A 17,456-nucleotide genomic window follows, 5' to 3' on the forward strand; every position below is an offset into this window, starting at 1 on the left:
TGTCTCTCCAAGGGCCCGTCGCCTTGTGCGCACGGGGCTCTTCGCATGTCTGTCCTCTTCCCGCACCTCTTTTTGGGGACGACCATGCCCGTCGAGCGTTTCGCCGACTCCGATCCGCGGGCCATCTGCGGCTACCTCTCCCCGCCGAGGGGCAGGGGCGGGCGCTGCGCGGCTTCCAGTCGGTGGGTCGAGTCAGCGTGGCCTGGGCGACGGGCAGGCCGCCGGCGGTGTCATGCGTTCGGTCGCCTCTGTCGAGCGCTCTGTCGGTGGGTGACGGCGATGAGCGCGGCGTCGTCGTCCAACCGCCCGTCGGTGTGCCGGTCCAGGTCGGTCAGGAGGGCGTCCAGCACCGCGTCGGGATCGGCCGGCAGCGGGCGGGAGAGGAACGGCACCGGGTCGTAGAAGGCGCCGTTGTGGTCGCGGGCCTCCACCACGCCGTCGGTGAACAGCAGCAGGATCGCGTCCGGTGGCAGCGGGTGCCGCTCGATGGGTACCCGGGGGCGGCCCAGGTCGCCCAGCCCCAGCGGCAGGGCCGGGGTGGCCGGCTCCAGCGCCCGCACCCGCCCTTGCTGGAGGAGCAGCGGCGCGGGATGGCCGAGGTTGACCACGCGCAGTTCGCCGCCGTCGGCGGGGACGTCGACGACGACGGCGGTGGCGAAGGACTCCATCCCGCTCTCCTCGGCCTTGAACTCCTGGGCGCGCTCCTCCAGCCGGTCGACCACGTCGGCCGGGTCGGGCAGGCGGGTGGCCTCCCGGAAGGTGCCGAGCAGACTGTTGACGGTCCGCACCGCCTCCAGGCCCTTGCCGCGCACGTCGGCGATCAGCAGCCGAGTGCCGTGGGAAGTGGAGTGGGCGGCGTAGAGGTCGCCGCCGATGGCGGCCTCCTTCGCGGCGGCCCGGTACCGGACGGCCACGTCCAGCGGTCCGATGTGCCTGGGCGGGGTGGGGAGCACGGCGCGCTGGACGGCCTCGGCGACCTCCCGGGCGTCCTTCAGCCGCTGCCGGTCGTGGGCCATCGTCCGGTTGAGGAGCGCGGCCAGGACGGTCAGCACGACGATGCTGGTGAACGCGACGGCGCGGGCGGTGGAGAACAGGTCTCCGCCGCTCGCGTAGGTCAGGGCGGCCCCGGCCGCCAGGGCCGCCACCCCGGTGGCGATCGTGCCGGCCAGGGAGTAGACCGGGGCGGCCAGCACCGGCGCGGCCGCCAGCAGGGGGAACGTGCTGGTCTCCGGCGGGGCGAGGACGTCGACGACGATCGCGGCGAGGACGACCGCGACGGGCAGCACGGCGGGCCAGCGCCGCCGGCCGACCGGGGGTGTGCGATCACGTGCCATGCTCTGCCGTCTCCGTGCTCCCGCGTCGATCGTGGAGGAGATCCAGGCCCCAGTCTCCGCTGTCCCCCGCCCCGCGGCGACCGCGACACCCGCCGTACGCGGGCCACACGAGGCCCACGACCGACGACGCGGGACAGCCACCGCGGGAGCCGCCGGACCGGTCGCCTCGGAGGGAGTGGCTTCCACCGATCTCGGTGGAACCACCGCAGGTCGCCGTCGATGTGCCGGGGCACGCGTCGGTAGCGTGGCAGGCTCCGGGCGGACATCAGTCGGCCGAGCAGCGTCCAGCGCACGAACCGCGTCAGTTCCTCCTTTTTGAACTCCCAGGTGCCGGTGGCGACGTCGAACCCGGCGAGCCCGTCGTCCACCATCCACGCCTCTCCCTGCTCCTGTGGGGCGCGCACTCGTACCGCCGGCACCACGTCGATCCAGTCCGGCGGTCTGGTGTGCGGGCACACCCAGCACACCGCGATCTTCTCGGCTCGGTAGCGGGCGGTGCGGGCTCGGATGTCCGCTGCCGTGATCGGGGAGAGCTGTGCCTCCCAGGCCATGCGTCGTGTGCCGTCCGGTGAGGTGGCCATGACGTCCGCCCGCCAGGAGCCGTCGGCGGCCGACACCTCCAGTTCGGCGTACCAGCCTGCCGTGCGGATCGCGCCGGCCAGTTCCAGCTTGAGCATGTGGTGTTCCCACGACTCGGTGGACAGCTCGCACGACGGTGGCCGCCCCGGGTCGTGGCAGAAGAACCGCACGCCGTGGGGGGAGTGCTTGGCGTGGACGCCCCAGCCGCACTCGGGGCAGGTGAGCGGGGCGCGGGGGCGGGCCTTGTGGATGTGGGCCCAGTCCATTCCGCGTCCGAGGTCGGGCAGCGTGGCGTCCAGGTGTCCGGCGTCGGGGTGCAGTGCGGTGAAGGGCATGAATCGCACCTCCTGGCAATCCAGTGCATATCGCGGCGTATCTGACAGAGGAGCAGATAGCAGGCGGCACTGACAGCGCCCTTGTCGGCCGCCGGCCGGCGCGCGGTCGGCCGGTGTTCTCCGGGAGGGGGCGAGGTTCCCGGCCGGGCGGTCCGCCGACGCGCGGGGGGCCACTCGCCCCCGAACCACCCCCCCCGGTTATGCGTTCAGTAAAATTCATTGCGAGCATCGTAAAAAATGGTGGATGCTGGAGACATGCACTCGCTCGAAGCCATCGCCGCCATCGCCGTCCCCCTGCCGCAGCCCGGCGACGTCACCCCCGCGGACGCCTACGACGACGCCCTCCAGGACGCCCTGGAGCAGCGCAAGAAGCTCGCCGACAACCTGGAGGGAGCCTGGCTGGCCGAGGACCACGACCCGCTGCTGACCGTCCTGGCCGCCGCCCGCGACCGCCGCCGGCGGGCCGAGGCCGAGATTCGCCGGCTGATCGCCTACGGGCGGGAGTTCACCCGCCCCCGCCCCTACCGGCTCGAGGACCTCGCCACCGCCGCCGGGATGTCGGTGTCCGGGGTGCGCACCGCCTACAGGGAGGAGGACGTCGACGCCGTCGCCGAGACCACCGGCCTCACCCCCCGCGCCCGGCGGGCCGCCGACCCGCCCGAGCAGACGCGGGAGGCCCGGTGACCAGCCCGCCCGACCGGCCGCCCGCCGAGACACCCGCGGGCGGCCTCGGCCCCTCCCCCGCCTGTCGCTGCCCCACCCCCTGGCCGTCGCTGGTCACCGTCGTCGAGGGCCGCACCCTGGCCGCCGTCCCCGCCGACACCCCGGGACCGGCCGCCGCGCTGTACCGCGCCCGGTGCGGAACCTGCGGCACCGAATATCCACTGCCCTGGCGGCTGGCCCGCCCCCACCACCACGCCGCCTGACCTCACCTCCCCGACACGGCCCCGGCCACGTCACCACCACCGGTGCCGGGCGGGCCCGACGCCGGGTGGGCGGCATCTTGTGTTGACGGCCCGCGCGTCGAACAGGCGCCGGGCGTGGACGGGCGGCCGACGCCGAGCGCGACGGTGTGGGCGCAGCCCCCACGCCGCTGGTGACCCGGGCCCGGGCGGCGCGGCGCACCGCCGCCGTGGCCTGGTCCCACGGCGAGTCCGATGTGATCGAGCGGTTCAACGCGCTGATCTCCGGCGCGTACGTCTGGGTGCCCGACGACGACCGTCCGGGCCCCGCCGCCGCGCGGTTGGCGCAGTTGCCCGTCCACTGGCTGGCGGACTGGACGCTGTGTTTGGACGTCGAGTGCGGGCCCCGGCCCGACACCGTGCTGCACCGCCTGTACGGCGCGGTGACGGCGTTCGAGGCGGAGGCCGGCCTGGAGTTCTCCCCCACCGGGGGTCACCCGCCCATCGTGGTGCCGGTCCACCGGATCGTCGCCCTGACCGGCGACCGGCACCGGCACCGCCGCTTTGGAGAGGTGCCCGCCCACGAACCGTACGACGAGCACGAGCCCGCGCCGGAGGTGTGACGCCCCCCGAGGGGGCCGGTGCGGGAGGTGCTCGCCGCCGGCCCGGGGCCGGGGGCGCGCTCGTACGCTCCTGGCGGATCGCCTTCACGTGCTCAGGTGATAGGCCTTTTCCGTTATGCGAAGCGGCGCGTCGGCCGGGCCCTTGATGAACGGGCCGCGCCAGCGGATCTTGTGACGGCCGAGGCTTGGATACCACTGGTTGACCTTGTGCATGCGCACGGGCCAGCGGTGGTGGTACCGGCTGGGGCCGGGGGGTTGCCCTGTCCGGGCGGCACGGTCCGAAGTTCTCCGCAGGTCGATCAGGCGGATCGCTCCGGGGGCCTGGTCGCGGGTGGGGTTTTCGGCGGCCGGTCGGTGGCGGTCGCTCGTGCCCGGGGGTGTTGCGCCGGTCGCGGTGGTGACGCCTTGCGCGGCCAGGCGCCAGAACGCGAAGAGGTACCGCTCCGCGAAGTCGTTGTACGGGTCCTCGATCGGCTCGCCGTTCCACTGGGCGGCGTGGGGTGCGGGGCGCTGGTTGGTGCGGACGAGGTCTCCGACGGCGGTGTGGAGCATGCGTCGCGCCTGGAGAGAGACGACTGCCTCGGTGTGCGAGGAGGTGCTCCTGGTGGCGGCGTCCGCGCGTATGCCGTTGGTCCCCGCGGGAAACCACGGGGGCGCCGGATGGCCGCCGGCTCTCGTCTCCGCCAGGAACTGCGCCCACTCCGATGTCTTGGTGGGGCCGTCGGTGCGGACCATTCCGCTGACCCCGACTGCGGGGTGCTCTTCGCCGGCGGATCCGTACATCGTGCCGAAGGTCCAGCCCAGAACGCTGAGGTCGCCCAGGTCGGCGTTGCGGTTGAGGAGAACGACCGGTTCCGGCATGACCACGAGGCCGGCGCGCAGGGGGATGTCGGTGTCCCGGTCGAGGGTGAGCAGGTCTGTGGCGTCCAGTGTCATGGCGGCCGCCATGACGGCCGCGTGGGCCGCCGGTGAGACCACGCAGATCTCCGCGTGCCGCAGCAGGGCGATTTGGCGTTGCCGTTCCCACACGGCGTAGTCGGCGATGAGCTGGGTGCCGTGCGGCCACGGGCCGGGGTATCCGGCTTCTCCCAGCATCCAGGCGGCCGTTTCCTGCCACGCCTGCCCGAGTGACAGACCCGCGCGGATGTGGTGCCACAGGGCGTGTTGGAAGTTCCTGTCGGTCGTCGCGGCGAGGCAGGCGGCCACGTAGGGGTTGTCTTCCAGGCGCAGAAGCGTGACGGTCCGGTCGTGCAGCGCGGCGCGAGCCGCGGCGGTGGCATCCCACTGCCGGACTTCCTGTCGGGTGCGTCCCTTCTTGCGCCTGCTCGCCTTGCCCATTTCCGCGCCGCCTTTGCGTTCCGCCGTCGGGTCGTCTCGTGCTCGTTCGTTGGGCAGTCTGCGCGGCTCGGTACGCGGTCGAGGCGGGCGCGGGGCGCTCGTCCCGCCGGGCGGGACGGCGGGAGACACGGAGGGGTTGCCGGTCCCGGTGGGCGGGATGGGCGCTGCCGTCGTCTTCCGGGCGGGGGCGGGTGGGCTCAGCGAGCCGGCGGGCGAGGGCGGCGGAAATCGACGGCCCGAGCGGCGCTCCGCAGGGTCGTCTCGGCGACCTGACGGACGTCGGCGGGGATGTCGCCGCGCTCGCGGACCAGGCGGTCGTAGATCGGCGTGCCGGTGGGCTGTTTGGTGCCGGTCGGGTGCATGCGTCGGTGTCCCCCTTTTTTCCTCTTGTGGTGTGCGAAGCGGCCCGAGTCCAGGGCGGCGCGGGTGGTGGCCGGGCCGAAGGCGGTCACGGGGTCCGGGGGTTGGGGCGGTGGGCGCTGTTGTGCGGAGGTGTTCGCGGCCCGGCCCTGAAGGGCCGGACACCCTGCCCGGAAAGAGAGGTGGGCGGTCCGCCGCGGGCGGCGGTTACCGGTTCCCGCCGCCCTCCGTGGCCGCCGGAGGCGACGGGTCGGCGACGTGTTTGAGCGCGCTGCGGGCCCGGTACCGGTCTTCGGGGGCGCAGGTGGTCCAAAAATCGTGGGTGACGATCTGCTCGGACAGTTCCAGCAACTGCTCGCGCAGCCGGCGTTCGGTCTCCGCCTGCTCGGGGGTGTAGCCGGGGGATGCGGCGATCGTCACCGTGCGGGTGGTCCCGCCCGGGGCGGGCTCGGCCAGGGTTCGGCCCGGCAGCGGCTCGGCGCTGCGCGGCAGCGTGCGGCACAGGCCGGTGTACTCGCCCCGTACCCGGTGCAGTCGGCGCTGCAGGTGCAGGAGGTCGTCCGGGAACGGGAAGGGCGTGTCGTCGGCCACCCGGCCATGCTACGTCTGTTCGAATACCGGGTGCGGGGTGACGCCGCCGGAGGGTCGCCCGAACGCCGGGCACCCGCCGGCCGCCCGCCGGTCGAGGTCCTCTTCGGTGGGCCGGGGGGCGAACGGTGTTCTCCCGACGGGCGGCCGTGGCCCGCGGTGCGGGCCGGGCATGATGGGGCGTCCGATTCTGTTGGGGGGATCATGCTGACGGCTGTGTTCCGTGGTCATGCGGGGTATGTGGTCTTCTCCCTCGCCGTGGTGCTCACGGTGGGGGCGGTGACCTGGCTGGTCTTATCGCGGCGGGCGGAGGGAAGACCGTGGTCGGGCGCGGCGCTGAGCGGCGCGGTCGCGACCGAGGTGTGTTTGACGATGTGGTCCACCGGCGGCGGGATGACGGGGCGGTGTGTGGTCAACCGCGATCTGGCCGAGCCGTTCCTCACCGCGCAGGGGCTGTGGAACGCGGCGATGTTCGTCCCCATCGGGCTGTTCGGGATGCTCGCGGTACAAAGACCGACGCCGGTGCTGGCCGGGGTGGTGCTCCTGACGGTGGCCACCGAACTCGCCCAGGGGGCGCTTCCCCTGGGCCGGGGCTGCGACACCAGCGACGTGGAGATGAACGCGGTCGGCGGCCTGCTGGGGCTGGTGGCCGGCCGGCTCCTCCTGTGGGCTCGGGGACGGCCGGTGCACCGCTGGCGGGCGGGGGCCCCTCAAGCGCTTGCGGCCTCCGCGGCCGTCGCGCTCGCGGGAGCCGTGGTGTGGTCGGTGTGGATCACCCCGACCGCCGTCGACAGCACCTCCCTGCGGTTCGCCGACGGCGAGCAGAAAGCCGCCGCCGAACAGGCGGTGCGGCAGGCCTTCGGGGATCGCTACACGGTGGTGAACGTCCAGGCGAGCCCGGAAACCGCCGACGCTCCCGGGCAGTTGTTCATCGCGCTGGACGAGGGGTTCGCGGAGCTGTCGTGGCCCGGTGCCGACCGGTTCTCCGCCTCCCTGCACTCCCCGCCCCCGCGGGAAGGTCACGGCTTCCCCGTGCCCGGCGCCGGTGTGCCACCGCGGGACGGGTCCGACGCGCTGGCCATCGCGCGACGCTACGCCGCAGAGCACTACCCGTGGGTGCTGCGCGGCTTCGAGGCCGAGGTGAGCGCGGCCGACGCCGACGGTGAGCGGGGGTGGCGGGTCGACTGGTACCGCGTGCGGGACGGCATCGTGATGCCCGCGCGTCTGGATCTGCGGATCGGAGCATCCGGGCAGGTGACCGACCTGTTCGTCCACCGGGTGGAGGACCCCGAGGGCCTTCCGAAGGTGACGCTCGGCGAGGAGGACGCCCGGCGTGCCCTGCGCGCCCATTTCGCGAACCGGCCCTCCCCGGGAGGAACGTCGACCATCCACGTCCACGACCTGACCGCCGTGCTCAGAGAAGGGAGGTGGCGGGCCGAGTGGCCGGTCACCGTGGAACCGTTCGACGCTTTGTTCTCCGTCGACGCCTCGACCGGGACGGTGCACGACAGCGTGGACGCCCGGCCCAGAGCCGGTTGACCTGCCCGACGGTGTCGCCCACGACGCCCCCGGGCCGTGTCGGGGACGCCGGACCGGGTACTGGGAAAGGCCCTGCCCAGCCCCGACGACGTAGGGAGAAACCATGTCCGATGAGCAGAAGAAGCTGGTCGAGCTGATGCGGGACATGCCCATCGCCATGATGACCACCTACGGACCGGAGGGACCGCGCAGCTTCCCCATGGCCCGCCAGGAGGTCGACCCCGGCGCCGAACTGTGGTTCATCACCGCCCGGGACACCCGCCACGTCCGCGACATCGGAGCGGACCCGCGGGTGTCCCTCACCTTCTCCTCCCGCGACGCCTGGGTGGCGATGACCGGGAGCGCCCGGATCGTCGACGACCACGCCAAGCTCAAGGAGCTGTGGAACACCTTCGCCGAGGCGTGGCTGCCCGGCGGCCCCGAGAACCCGGACGCGGTGCTCCTCCGGGTCGACGTGGAGCGTGCCGAGTACTGGGACACCCCCGGCGGCAAGGTGTCCTCACTGATCAGCTTCGTCAAGACGAAACTGACCGGCGACACCTTCGACGCGGAGCACGGGACCGTCAAGCCGTAGGCGCTGTGGCGGCCCCGGCGCCCCGCGCCGGGGCCGCTCCTCGCTCCTCGCCTGGCCGCGTCAGCGTGAGGTCGGGCACGGATCACTGTGACCGGCGTTCCGAGCACTCGGTGACAAGCCGGGCCCCTGAAGAACCCGACTCTTGATCAACTCTTGCGGCGGTGCCTTGCCTTGCACTAACAACGTGCACCATGAACCTGTTCAACCGCAGCTCCCCGCCCCGCCGTACGGTGGCCCATGCCGCTCCGGCGGTCCCAAACCCCGCTGTCCTGCCTGATCCCGCCCTCGCGGCTCTGACCGGGGAGTGGGTGATCGACCCCGCGCACAGCAGGATCGGATTCTCCGTCCGGCACGCCATGGTCACCACGGTGCGCGGCTCCTTCACGGAATACGAAAGCCGCCTCTACTTCGACGGCCGTAACCCGGCTCGCTCCCGGGCCGAGATCGTGCTGTCCAGCGCCAGCGTCGAAACCGGGGTGGAGCAACGCGACGCCCACTTGGTCAGCCGCGACTTCTTCGACGCCGCGACCTACCCGCGCATAAGCTTCACGAGCACCGCCGTGCAGCTCGCGAGCAAGGACGTCTACCGCATGACCGGCGACCTCACCATCAAAGACGTCACCCGCCCCGTCGTCCTGGAGCTCACCTACATCGGGCATGTCGTCGATCCGTTCGGCTACGACAGGGTCGGTTTCGACGGCACCACCACCATCAACCGTTCCGACTGGGGCCTGACATACAACACCAGACTGGCCCAGGGGGGTTCCCTGGTGAGTGAGAAGGTCCGTCTCCAATTCGACATCGCCGCCACCCGCATCCCACCCGCCGGCTAGAGAGCTTCCTGTCCCGGTGGGGTGTCGGGCTCGAGGCGGGTGCCGCACCGGTTCGGAGCGCTTCGCGAGTGATGCGGCGGTGGCGCACGGTCCGGCCGAAAGCCGCCCCACGACCCGGCGTCGTGAGATCACCGTGAAGTCTTCGACACCGGGGTCGCGGCCGGGACGGGGAACCGACGAAGACTCCCGTGCCGGTGGGGTGGGACATCAACCGCCTCCCTCACCGGCGTGGGAGCCTCGTGCACCGCGGGCGCGACCGCCCTCGCCCGGTCAACGGCCACGGTGAGAGGGCTCGGCGAGGCGACCGACGCTCCGAGTGCCTTGGGACGCCTCGGTGACGTGCCGGCGAGCGCTCGCCTCCCGGCCTCGACCTACCGCACCTGTTCCGCGAGTGCTTCGGTGAGGTCGCCCATGTGCTTCCGGGTCAGTGAGGTGTGCCCCGCGTTCCCGGCGCCGACCAGGAGGGTGGCGTATCCGTCGCCGTCGAGCCTCAGGCGTACGGAGGCGACGTTGCCGCTGTCGGTGACGACCACCTCCCCGATCTCGGCCCGCCCGACCTCGTCGACGTAACCGGTCAGGTCGTCGGTGCTCGCCGCGCTCAACGACGAGGCCACCGGCGCGAGCGGGGCGATCCCGATCGGTTCACGGCCGGCGAGGGTGTGCACCCGCACGTCCTCCTCACCGATGTGGAACGTGCAGCTCACCAGGGCGCCCGGGTTCTCGGCTAGCGGATCACCGGGCTTGGCGCGCTTTCCGCCCTCGGCCGTGGCGACCGGTTCGTCGCCGTCCTGCGCGGGACCGGTCCCGGCCTCCGCGTCCAGGCCCGCGGCCTTAACGGCCTCGGCCATGTCGTACGGCAGCGGGCAGGTGTCGGTTCCGTCGTCCGGTATACCGTCGGCGATGTCGACCAGGCCGCTCAGGCTCAGCGGTTCCGCACCGCCATCGTTCCGGCAGCCGGTCATCAGGGCCACCGCGGTCAGAACGGCTGCGATCGTCGGTCGGTGTCGTGGATGTGTCACGTGTCGCGTCCTCTGTGCTCTCCGGGTCGGTGTGCGGTGCGGCCGAACCGCCGGCATCGACGGCACCGCTGTACGGTCCTGCGGGCTCGGGGCGCGATCCGTCACCTCCGTGACGGTGCCGCGGCGGGGCCCGCCCGGTGGCGGGGGTGGGGTGGGAGTCAGGTGGCGAGGCCGCCGGCGAAGGGCATCGTCCGCCACCGCTCGACGGACGGCTTCAGATAGTCGACCAGCGGGGGCAATTGCGGCGCGAGGATGAGGTGGGCGAGGGTTCGGAGCATTCCCACGGTGTTCACGAAGCGCATGACGTCCGCGTCCAACGGCCGCATGCCGTTGCGACGCGCGCCGCGGTTGTAGGCGGCTTCGAGGTCGGGCCCGAGGGTGGCGAGGTCCCATTCGACCGGGCCCAGGGTGACCATCTCGAAGTCGGCGTACCGGTCCCCGTCCACGCCGGAGAAGATGTTCGCGGGCGGGCAGTCGCCGTGGACGGGCTGAAGGTCGATTCCCGGGAACGCCTCCTGGAACGCCGGGCGGGAACGTACGAGCGGCTCCAGGACCTGCCACTCGCGGCGTGCGCGGTCCAGGTCGGCCGGGGCGAGGAGATCGGGGTGCCGCTCCAGCCGTACGAGGCTCTCGGTGACGAATCGCGGTTCGGCGGTGGAGAGGAACGACAGCCGGCCCGGGTAGTCGCGCAGCGCGGCGTGCAGGTCGGCGACGCTCTCGGAGTTCGCCGCGTAGTCGGGCTCTTTGCCGCGGTCCTCCTGGAGGAACTGCCAGAACGTGATGGAGAACCCGTCGCGCCGAACGGGCGCCGGCGGCACGAGTGGGCTGGGCGGGATCACCGGGGTTCCCCGGTCCGCGAGCCATCGGGTCACGTCCAGCTCGGCCCGCCGGCGGACGGCCAGGGCGTCGAGGTCCTCGCGGTACGGCAGGACGGTGGGGATTCGGGCCACGACCGGTGCGGGCGCCAGATGGACGACGACGGAGAACACGTCGTGAAGCACCTCGGCATCGGTCACCGTGAGCCCGAGCTCGCGCCCCGCCCCGACCGCCGCGTCGACGGCGGCCGAAGTGCGGTGGGCGAGCTGTTCCTCCGTCAGGAAAACGGTCATGGCCCCATCGTTCCATCCGGGACGGCGCGGCGGTCGGGCCGGTCGCGGAAGCGCGGTTGCCGCCCGCCTCGCCGCACCGCCGACGCCGGCACCGCACCGGCCGCCCTCGCCCTGCGGGCCGCCCCGGATTTCCGTCAATCACCTTGTTGTCACCATGTGACCCGGATTGCTCCGGTCGTTTATATTGGGTGGCGCCAAGCCTCTGCCGGGCTCCACAGCACATACCGATGCTGGGAGGAACGTCAGGCTGCCCCGATGACGGGCCGCCTCGAGCCTTGGAGATCTCGGTGAGCGCCTTCTCGGCGGGACCACTGCGCGCCGACTCGCCCGGTACGCGCCCGGTGCGGCATCCCTCACACCTCACGGTCGCCCTCACGGCCGCATCGTCGACATGAACTGGCGTGAACTCGCGGCGTGCCACGGCGAGGACCCCGAACTGTTCTTTCCGATCGGCGACGGAGACGCGGCAGCGCGGCAGACGGAGCGTGCCCGTGCCGTCTGCCGACGCTGCCCCGTGGCGAGGGCGTGCAGGTCCTGGGCGGTCAGGAACGGCGAAGTCGAGGGGATATGGGGCGGGACCACGGCGTCCGAACGCAGGGCGCTCCGGCGTCGCCTCCTCCGGCAGGCGCCCGAGGAGTAGCACGGGCCCGCCGGGCCGGTAGCGGACGCCGCCCCTCCGCGGTCCCTCGGCTCGACGTCCGGCCCGTGCCACGCGATCGCACCGGCCGGTCGCACGGCCGCGGACACGTGCTCGCCGACGGCGGGTCGACTCGGGGCGCGGCGGCGGCCGGGCCCTCGTCCCGAGCCCCGGCGGTGCGGCCACACCCCCGCAACACTTCCAATATCCCACATCATGGACAGCCTTTAACCAGTGCGTGAGATGCGTGAGATCGTTGCAGTGCCCGCATCGGTCGCGCGGCCTTGCCACGAGGGGGGCCTGTGCCGCCGTGCGGGACCGCCGGCCCACCACGTCGGCGGCCGAACTCCACCCTCGTGGGAAAGTCCCAGAGATGTCCGCTCCCGCCACCGGGCCCGCCCAGGCACAGGCGCAGCCCCCGTCACAGTCCCCGGCCGAGGCCACGCCCGTCAACTCACGGTCCCGCGTCCTGGTCGCCAGCCTCATCGGCACGACGATCGAGTTCTACGACTTCTACATCTACGCAACCGCCGCGGTCCTGGTCTTCCCGACGCTCTTCTTCCCCAGCAGCGACCCGACCACGGCCCTGCTCTCCTCCTTCGCGGTCTTCGGCGCGGCGATGGTCGCCCGCCCGGTCGGCGCGATCGTCTTCGGCCACCTCGGCGACCGCCTCGGCCGCAAGGGCACCCTGGTGGCCTCGCTGCTCACGATGGGCATCGCCACCTTCCTCATCGGTGTTCTGCCCACCTACGCGCAGGCCGGCTGGGTCGCCACGGCTCTGCTGGTGCTGATGCGGCTCGCGCAGGGCTTCGCGCTCGGCGGCGAGTGGAGCGGCGCGGCCCTGGTCGCCACCGAGAACGCGCCCGCCGGAAAGCGCGCGCTGTGGGGCACGTTCCCGCAGCTCGGAGCTCCGCTCGGGTTCATCATCGGCAACGGCCTCTTCCTGATCATCGGCGCGCTGCTGCCCTCCGCGGCGGGCGCCGACCCCTCGCAGCCCTCCGAGGCCTTCCTGAGCTGGGGCTGGCGGATCCCGTTCCTGTTCTCGGCCGTCATGGTCGCGATCGGCCTGTGGGTGCGGATGCGCCTGGTCGAGTCGCGGGTCTTCGCGAAGACCCAGGAGGCCGGGAAGGTCCGCAAGCTGCCGCTGGCCACCGTCTTCCGCCACCACTGGAAGCAGTTGATCCTCGGCACCTTCGCGATGCTGGCCACGTACGTCCTCTTCTATCTGATGACGACGTTCTCGTTGAGCTACGGCCGCACCGCCAAGGACGCGGACGTTCCGGGCCTCGGCTACAGCTACACCACCTTCGTCCTGATGATGATCTTCGGTGTGCTGTTCTTCGCCGCGTTCACCCTGGTCTCCGGCCCGCTCGCGGACAAGTACGGCCGCCGCAAGACCCTCGCCTGGGTCACCGCCGCCATCATCGTCTTCGGTCTGGTCTGGGTGCCGCTGATCGACCTGGGCACGGTCGGCGTGATCCTGTGGCTGGTCCTCGGCTTCACCTTGATGGGCATGACGTTCGGCCCGATGGGCGCGCTGCTCCCGGAACTCTTCCCGACCAGCGTCCGCTACACCGGTTCCGGCGTCTCCTACAACGTCAGCTCCATCCTCGGCGCGGCCGTCGCCCCGTTCATAGCGGTCGCCCTCTGGGACGTCGGCGACGGCTCCCCGTGGCTGGTCGGCGTCTACCTCTCCGTGATGGCCGTCCTCACCCTGGTCGCTCTCCTCATCGGCAGGGAGACGAAGGACGTCGCCCTGGACGAGGGCGAGGCCCCGGCGACCCCCGCCGAGACCGCGACCTCGTCCGCCTGACACGGAGCGAGTCCGACGACCACCCGGTGCCCGCGGCCGAAACAGGCCGCGGGCACCGTCGTGTCCGGGGCCGGGCGGGCGCCACCACGCCCACCACCACGCCCATCGCCCCGATCCGCCCACGACCGGCGGGGCCCGTTCCCTCTCCGGCCACGCTTCCCGGGCCGCTCGGCGCCCCTGTGGCCCCCCTCCCCCGGTATGCATGCCATGCATGTCACAGCATGTAAATCATTCACTTGCTCAATGTAATGCCGGCCACTTCACTGGTGGCATGGCCACCACACCCACCTCCGACATCGACCTCTTCGCCGACGAGGTCGTGCTCGACCCCTACCCCGTCTACGCCGAACTGAGGGAGCAGGGGCCTGTCGTCCACCTCCGGATGAACGACGTCCACGTGCTGACGCGGTACGACACCATCCGTGGCGCACTCGCGGACTGGGAGTCGTTCTCCTCGACCTCGATCGCGTTCAACCCGATGGCCAACGAAGCGCTCACCGGCACCTCGCTCGCGTCCGACCCGCCGGAGCACACCCGACTGCGCGCCGCGCTCACCGAGAACCTCTCCCCGCGTGCGCTGCGCGGTCTGAAGGGGCGGATCGAGGCGAAGGCCGACGCTCTCGTCGCGGAGCTCGTCGAGAAGGGCTCCTTCGAGGCGATCGACGCCCTCGCCCGAGCGTTTCCGCTGGAGGTCGTCGCGGACCTGATCGGCTTCACGGGCCACGTGCGCGACAACATGCTGCGCTGGGGGCAGGCCGCCATGCAGGTCCTCGGCCCGACGAACCAGCGCACGGCCGAGAACTTCCCCGTCGCCGGCGAACTCTACGAGTGGTGCTCCCAGGTCGAGGCCACCGACCTGACCGAGGGGTCCGTGGGCCGCGGCATCTTCGACGCCGAGGCACGAGGCGCCATCCCGCCGGGCACGGCCGGCCACATCATCCACCAGTACCTCGGCGCCGGCGTCGACACCACCATCGCGGCGATCGGCAACATCGTCGCCCTCTTCGCCCGGCACCCCGACCAGCTCGCCCTGGTCCGCGCGAACCCCTCGCTGGCGCCGGCCGCGTTCAACGAGGTGCTGCGCTTCTGGCCGCCCATCAACGCCTGGGGCCGACGTGCCACCAGGGACGTCGACATCGACGGGGTCGTCATCCCCGAAGGCGCGCAGGTCGCGATCCTGCTCGGCGCCGGCAACCGCGACCCCCGGCACTACGAGAACCCGGATGCCTTCCTCGTGGAGCGCAACCCGGTCGACCACCTCTCGTTCGGCTACGGCCCCCACGGCTGCGCGGGTCAGGGACTCGCCCGCCTGGAGGCCCACGCCGTGATCGGAGCGCTCTCCCGGCGCGTCGATCACCTCGTCGTCGGACCCGAGGTCCGTGTACCCGGCAACACCACCCGGAGCATCGAGGAGCTCCCCGTCCTGGAGGTGATTCCCGCATGAGAATCGTTCTTGACCGCCCCCGCTGTGAAGGCCACGGCCTGTGCGAGGAGGCCGCCCCGCAGCTCATGCACCTCGACGACGACGGCGAGCTCGTCCTCGACCGCGAGGAGGTCGAGGGAGCCGACGCCGCCCTGGCGAACGCCGCCGCCCGCGTGTGCCCGGTCGCGGCGCTGAGGGTCATATGAGCGGCGGCACGGTGGACCGCGTCGTTGTCGTCGGCAACGGGATCGCCGGGCTCACCGCGGCCGACACGCTCCGCGAGGCCGGCTTCGACGGCGAGCTGACCATCGTCGGCGACGAACCGCATCCGGCGTACAGCCGCCCGGCCCTGTCGAAGGCGCTGCTGCTCGACGGCGACGACATGACGTCGCACGAGCTCCCGCCGACCGGTCACGGGGCGAAGGAGCTGCTGGGCGTCCGGGCGACCGGGCTCGACCTCGACCGCCGGCTCGTCACCCTCGACGACGGCGCGGCCCTGCCGTACGACCGCCTCGTCCTCGCCACCGGCTCCCGGGCACGGCGGTTGTCCGACCTCCCCGAGGAGACCACCCTGCGCGGACTCGACGACGCGCTGTCCCTGCGCGGTCGGTTGGCGAGCAGGCCGTCGGTCGTCGTGGTGGGCGGAGGTCCGCTCGGCATGGAGATCGCCTCGGGGTGCCTGGCCGCCGGCTGCCGGGTCACCCTGGTCTCCCAGGGGCCGCCGCTGATCCTCCAGCTCGGCCCCTACCTCGCCGGGGTCTTCGTCAAGGCCGCGCTGGATCGGGGGCTCACCATCGTCGAGACCGAGGCGGCACGGTTCGAACGGCGCGCGGGGGACGCCCGGGTCGTCCTCGACGACGGCACGGTCCTCGAAGCGGAGCTCCTCCTGAGTTCCGTCGGCGACGTGCCCAACACGGAGTGGCTCGCGGACACGGGACTCGTGGCGAAGGGCGCCGCCGTCCCGGTCGACTCGCGCGGGCTCGTCCGCCCCGATGTCGCCGCCGTCGGTGACCTGGCGGCCTTCCCCACCCCACACGGCCTGCGCCGCATCCCCCTGTGGAGCAGTGCGATCGAGCAGGCGAAGGTCGCCGCACGGGCTCTCCTGCACGGCGACGACGCGCCGCCGCTCCGGTTCCAGCCGTACTTCTGGACCGAGCAGTTCGGACTGAGTCTCAAGGCGGTGGGTCATCTGCCGCCGCCGGGGGAACCGACGTACCTCGACGGAGGGCCCGGTGGTGGGTCGGCGTTGATGCGCTGGTCGTACGGGGACGGCACCGGCGTGGCCGTGGCGCTCAACCACCGGATTCCGATACCTCGGCTGCGTCGTATGAGCCAGGCGGCCACGTAGGGTCTGTCCCCATGGGACACGACGGAGAGGGCGCCACGGGTTCGGGGTTGGATCGACTGGCATCGGTCAACCTCAACCTGCTGGTGCCCCTCCTCGCGCTCCTCGAGGAGCGTTCGGTGACCAAGGCGGCGGAGCGCGTCGGTCTGTCACAGCCGGCGATGAGCCACGCGCTCGCGAGGATGCGGCGCCTGTTGGGTGACGACCTCGTCGTCCGGCAGGGGTCGGGCGTCACGCTGACCCCGCGGGCGCTGGAGATGATCGCGCCGCTGCGCAGTGCCCTGCAACAGACGGCACACATCCTGAACCTGCCCCGCTTCGATCCCGCCACGGACCGGCGCGTCATCACGATCGCCATGACGAACAGCACGGCGTTCGTCGTCGGCCCTCGGCTGACGCGGCTCATCGCCGAACGCGCTCCTCACGCCACGCTGCGTCTGCTCACGATCACCGTGCCGACCGAGGCGACCTTCACCGACAAGGGCGTCGATGTCGTGCTGCTCTCCGAGGGGCACTTCTCGCCGTACCCTCGCGAGCGACTGTACGACGACCGCTGTGTGGTGGTGGCCTCACCGGACACGCCACCGGAAGCGAGCGCGCTCGACCTCCTGACCACACAGCCGCACATCGTCGTCGACACCGATCGGCGGGTCTTCCCGTACACGGTGCTCGAGGAGAAGGGTGTCCCCTACCGCGTCGGCCAGTTGATCTCCGACTTTCTGTTGGTGCCCTTCCTGGTCGCACGCGCGGGCGGTGTCGCCCTCTTCCGCTACCAGGTGGCCGCCACCATGCGGACGCTCGCCGACCTGCGGATCGAGGAGTTCCCGTTCCCGCTTCCCGGGCTCGGGATCGACATGGTCTGGAACCCCCGACTGACCGATCAGTACTTCATCGAATGGCTTCGGGCGTTGCTGTTCGACGTCGCAGCGGATCTCTGACACCGGCCGGTCGACAACGCCGGCCACGCCCGGTGCGCCGGACCTGACGGCATGGCCGGTGGAAGCGTGGAAGCACCGGCACCGCGAGGAGTCGCGGTGCCGGTGCTTCCGTGGGCCGCCGGCGACGAGCCCGCCTCGTGCGGCGAGTCCCCGGACGGATCCCCGGC

18 protein-coding genes and 1 pseudogene are annotated in these 17,456 nt (G+C 72.1%); 12 read left to right on the plus strand and 7 right to left on the minus strand.

Going from position 1 to position 17,456, the window contains the following annotated elements:
* Positions 1–230: 230 nt before the first annotated feature.
* Positions 231–1,334 carry a PP2C family protein-serine/threonine phosphatase gene (locus tag IF47_RS0116735; RefSeq protein WP_031509602.1) on the minus strand — a complete coding sequence of 368 codons (1,104 nt, stop codon included), beginning with the start codon at positions 1,332–1,334 and terminating at the stop codon, positions 231–233.
* Between the two features lie 461 nt (positions 1,335–1,795).
* A pseudogene (locus IF47_RS31580) lies at positions 1,796–2,248 on the minus strand (competence protein CoiA family protein); the annotation flags it as partial.
* A 255-nt stretch (positions 2,249–2,503) separates the two neighbouring features.
* Here IF47_RS31580 and IF47_RS0116745 point away from each other — a divergent pair.
* From IF47_RS0116745 to IF47_RS0116755, 3 genes are all read left to right on the plus strand, one after another.
* Positions 2,504–2,932, plus strand: a complete 429-nt coding sequence (locus tag IF47_RS0116745; RefSeq protein WP_031509604.1) for a hypothetical protein — start codon at positions 2,504–2,506, stop codon at positions 2,930–2,932.
* The gene (locus IF47_RS0116750) at positions 2,929–3,174 is read left to right on the plus strand and encodes a hypothetical protein (RefSeq protein ID WP_031509605.1); all 246 of its coding nucleotides are present in this window, start codon (positions 2,929–2,931) and stop codon (positions 3,172–3,174) included. Before IF47_RS0116745 ends, IF47_RS0116750 begins: the two co-directional genes overlap by 4 nt.
* Positions 3,175–3,320: 146 nt before the next feature.
* Positions 3,321–3,773 (plus strand): hypothetical protein, encoded by a 453-nt coding sequence (locus IF47_RS0116755; protein WP_031509606.1) that lies wholly within the window; start codon positions 3,321–3,323, stop codon positions 3,771–3,773.
* 84 nt (positions 3,774–3,857) lie between these two features.
* Here IF47_RS0116755 and IF47_RS0116760 read toward each other — a convergent pair whose 3' ends face one another.
* The 3 genes from IF47_RS0116760 to IF47_RS0116770 form a co-directional block, all read right to left on the minus strand.
* Positions 3,858–5,111 (minus strand): hypothetical protein, encoded by a 1,254-nt coding sequence (locus IF47_RS0116760; RefSeq protein ID WP_051717795.1) that lies wholly within the window; start codon positions 5,109–5,111, stop codon positions 3,858–3,860.
* Positions 5,112–5,308: 197 nt separating this feature from the next.
* On the minus strand, positions 5,309–5,563 hold the full coding sequence (locus IF47_RS30755) for a hypothetical protein (RefSeq protein ID WP_157839988.1): 255 nt from the start codon (positions 5,561–5,563) through the stop codon (positions 5,309–5,311).
* Positions 5,564–5,678: 115 nt separating this feature from the next.
* Positions 5,679–6,062: a hypothetical protein gene (locus tag IF47_RS0116770; protein WP_031509608.1), complete on the minus strand. Its 384-nt coding sequence runs from the start codon at positions 6,060–6,062 to the stop codon at positions 5,679–5,681.
* 213 nt (positions 6,063–6,275) lie between these two features.
* Here IF47_RS0116770 and IF47_RS0116775 point away from each other — a divergent pair, with 213 nt between their 5' ends.
* From IF47_RS0116775 to IF47_RS0116785, 3 genes are all read left to right on the plus strand, one after another.
* Positions 6,276–7,598 carry a VanZ family protein gene (locus IF47_RS0116775; RefSeq protein ID WP_157839989.1) on the plus strand — a complete coding sequence of 441 codons (1,323 nt, stop codon included), beginning with the start codon at positions 6,276–6,278 and terminating at the stop codon, positions 7,596–7,598.
* 103 nt (positions 7,599–7,701) lie between these two features.
* A complete protein-coding gene (locus IF47_RS0116780) occupies positions 7,702–8,172 on the plus strand; it encodes a pyridoxamine 5'-phosphate oxidase family protein (RefSeq protein ID WP_031509610.1) in 471 nt (156 codons plus the stop codon).
* A gap of 191 nt (positions 8,173–8,363) precedes the next feature.
* Positions 8,364–9,005 (plus strand): YceI family protein, encoded by a 642-nt coding sequence (locus tag IF47_RS0116785; RefSeq protein ID WP_031509611.1) that lies wholly within the window; start codon positions 8,364–8,366, stop codon positions 9,003–9,005.
* Between the two features lie 371 nt (positions 9,006–9,376).
* On the opposite strand, the gene IF47_RS0116790 is transcribed toward IF47_RS0116785, so the two are convergent.
* On the minus strand, positions 9,377–10,024 hold the full coding sequence (locus tag IF47_RS0116790; RefSeq protein WP_157839990.1) for a hypothetical protein: 648 nt from the start codon (positions 10,022–10,024) through the stop codon (positions 9,377–9,379).
* Positions 10,025–10,182: 158 nt separating this feature from the next.
* Complete coding sequence (locus IF47_RS0116795) at positions 10,183–11,133, minus strand: phosphotransferase (protein ID WP_031509613.1); 951 nt, start codon at positions 11,131–11,133, stop codon at positions 10,183–10,185.
* 391 nt (positions 11,134–11,524) lie between these two features.
* On the opposite strand from IF47_RS0116795, the gene IF47_RS29550 reads away from it, so the two are divergent.
* The 6 genes from IF47_RS29550 to IF47_RS0116820 all read left to right on the plus strand — a co-directional run bounded on the left by IF47_RS29550 (position 11,525) and on the right by IF47_RS0116820 (position 17,289).
* A complete protein-coding gene (locus IF47_RS29550) occupies positions 11,525–11,773 on the plus strand; it encodes a WhiB family transcriptional regulator (protein ID WP_078591899.1) in 249 nt (82 codons plus the stop codon).
* Between the two features lie 370 nt (positions 11,774–12,143).
* Positions 12,144–13,583 (plus strand): MFS transporter, encoded by a 1,440-nt coding sequence (locus IF47_RS0116800; RefSeq protein WP_031509614.1) that lies wholly within the window; start codon positions 12,144–12,146, stop codon positions 13,581–13,583.
* A gap of 271 nt (positions 13,584–13,854) precedes the next feature.
* Positions 13,855–15,027, plus strand: a complete 1,173-nt coding sequence (locus IF47_RS0116805) for a cytochrome P450 (RefSeq protein WP_031509615.1) — start codon at positions 13,855–13,857, stop codon at positions 15,025–15,027.
* Positions 15,024–15,212 carry a ferredoxin gene (locus IF47_RS0116810; protein WP_031509616.1) on the plus strand — a complete coding sequence of 63 codons (189 nt, stop codon included), beginning with the start codon at positions 15,024–15,026 and terminating at the stop codon, positions 15,210–15,212. Before IF47_RS0116805 ends, IF47_RS0116810 begins: the two co-directional genes overlap by 4 nt.
* On the plus strand, positions 15,209–16,354 hold the full coding sequence (locus tag IF47_RS0116815; protein ID WP_031509617.1) for an NAD(P)/FAD-dependent oxidoreductase: 1,146 nt from the start codon (positions 15,209–15,211) through the stop codon (positions 16,352–16,354). The genes IF47_RS0116810 and IF47_RS0116815 overlap by 4 nt, the downstream gene beginning before the upstream one ends.
* 11 nt (positions 16,355–16,365) lie before the next feature.
* A complete protein-coding gene (locus tag IF47_RS0116820; protein WP_031509618.1) occupies positions 16,366–17,289 on the plus strand; it encodes a LysR family transcriptional regulator in 924 nt (307 codons plus the stop codon).
* Positions 17,290–17,456: the final 167 nt, after the last annotated feature.

This window comes from Streptomyces megasporus, assembly GCF_000718985.1.
Classification (GTDB): domain Bacteria; phylum Actinomycetota; class Actinomycetes; order Streptomycetales; family Streptomycetaceae; genus Streptomyces; species Streptomyces megasporus.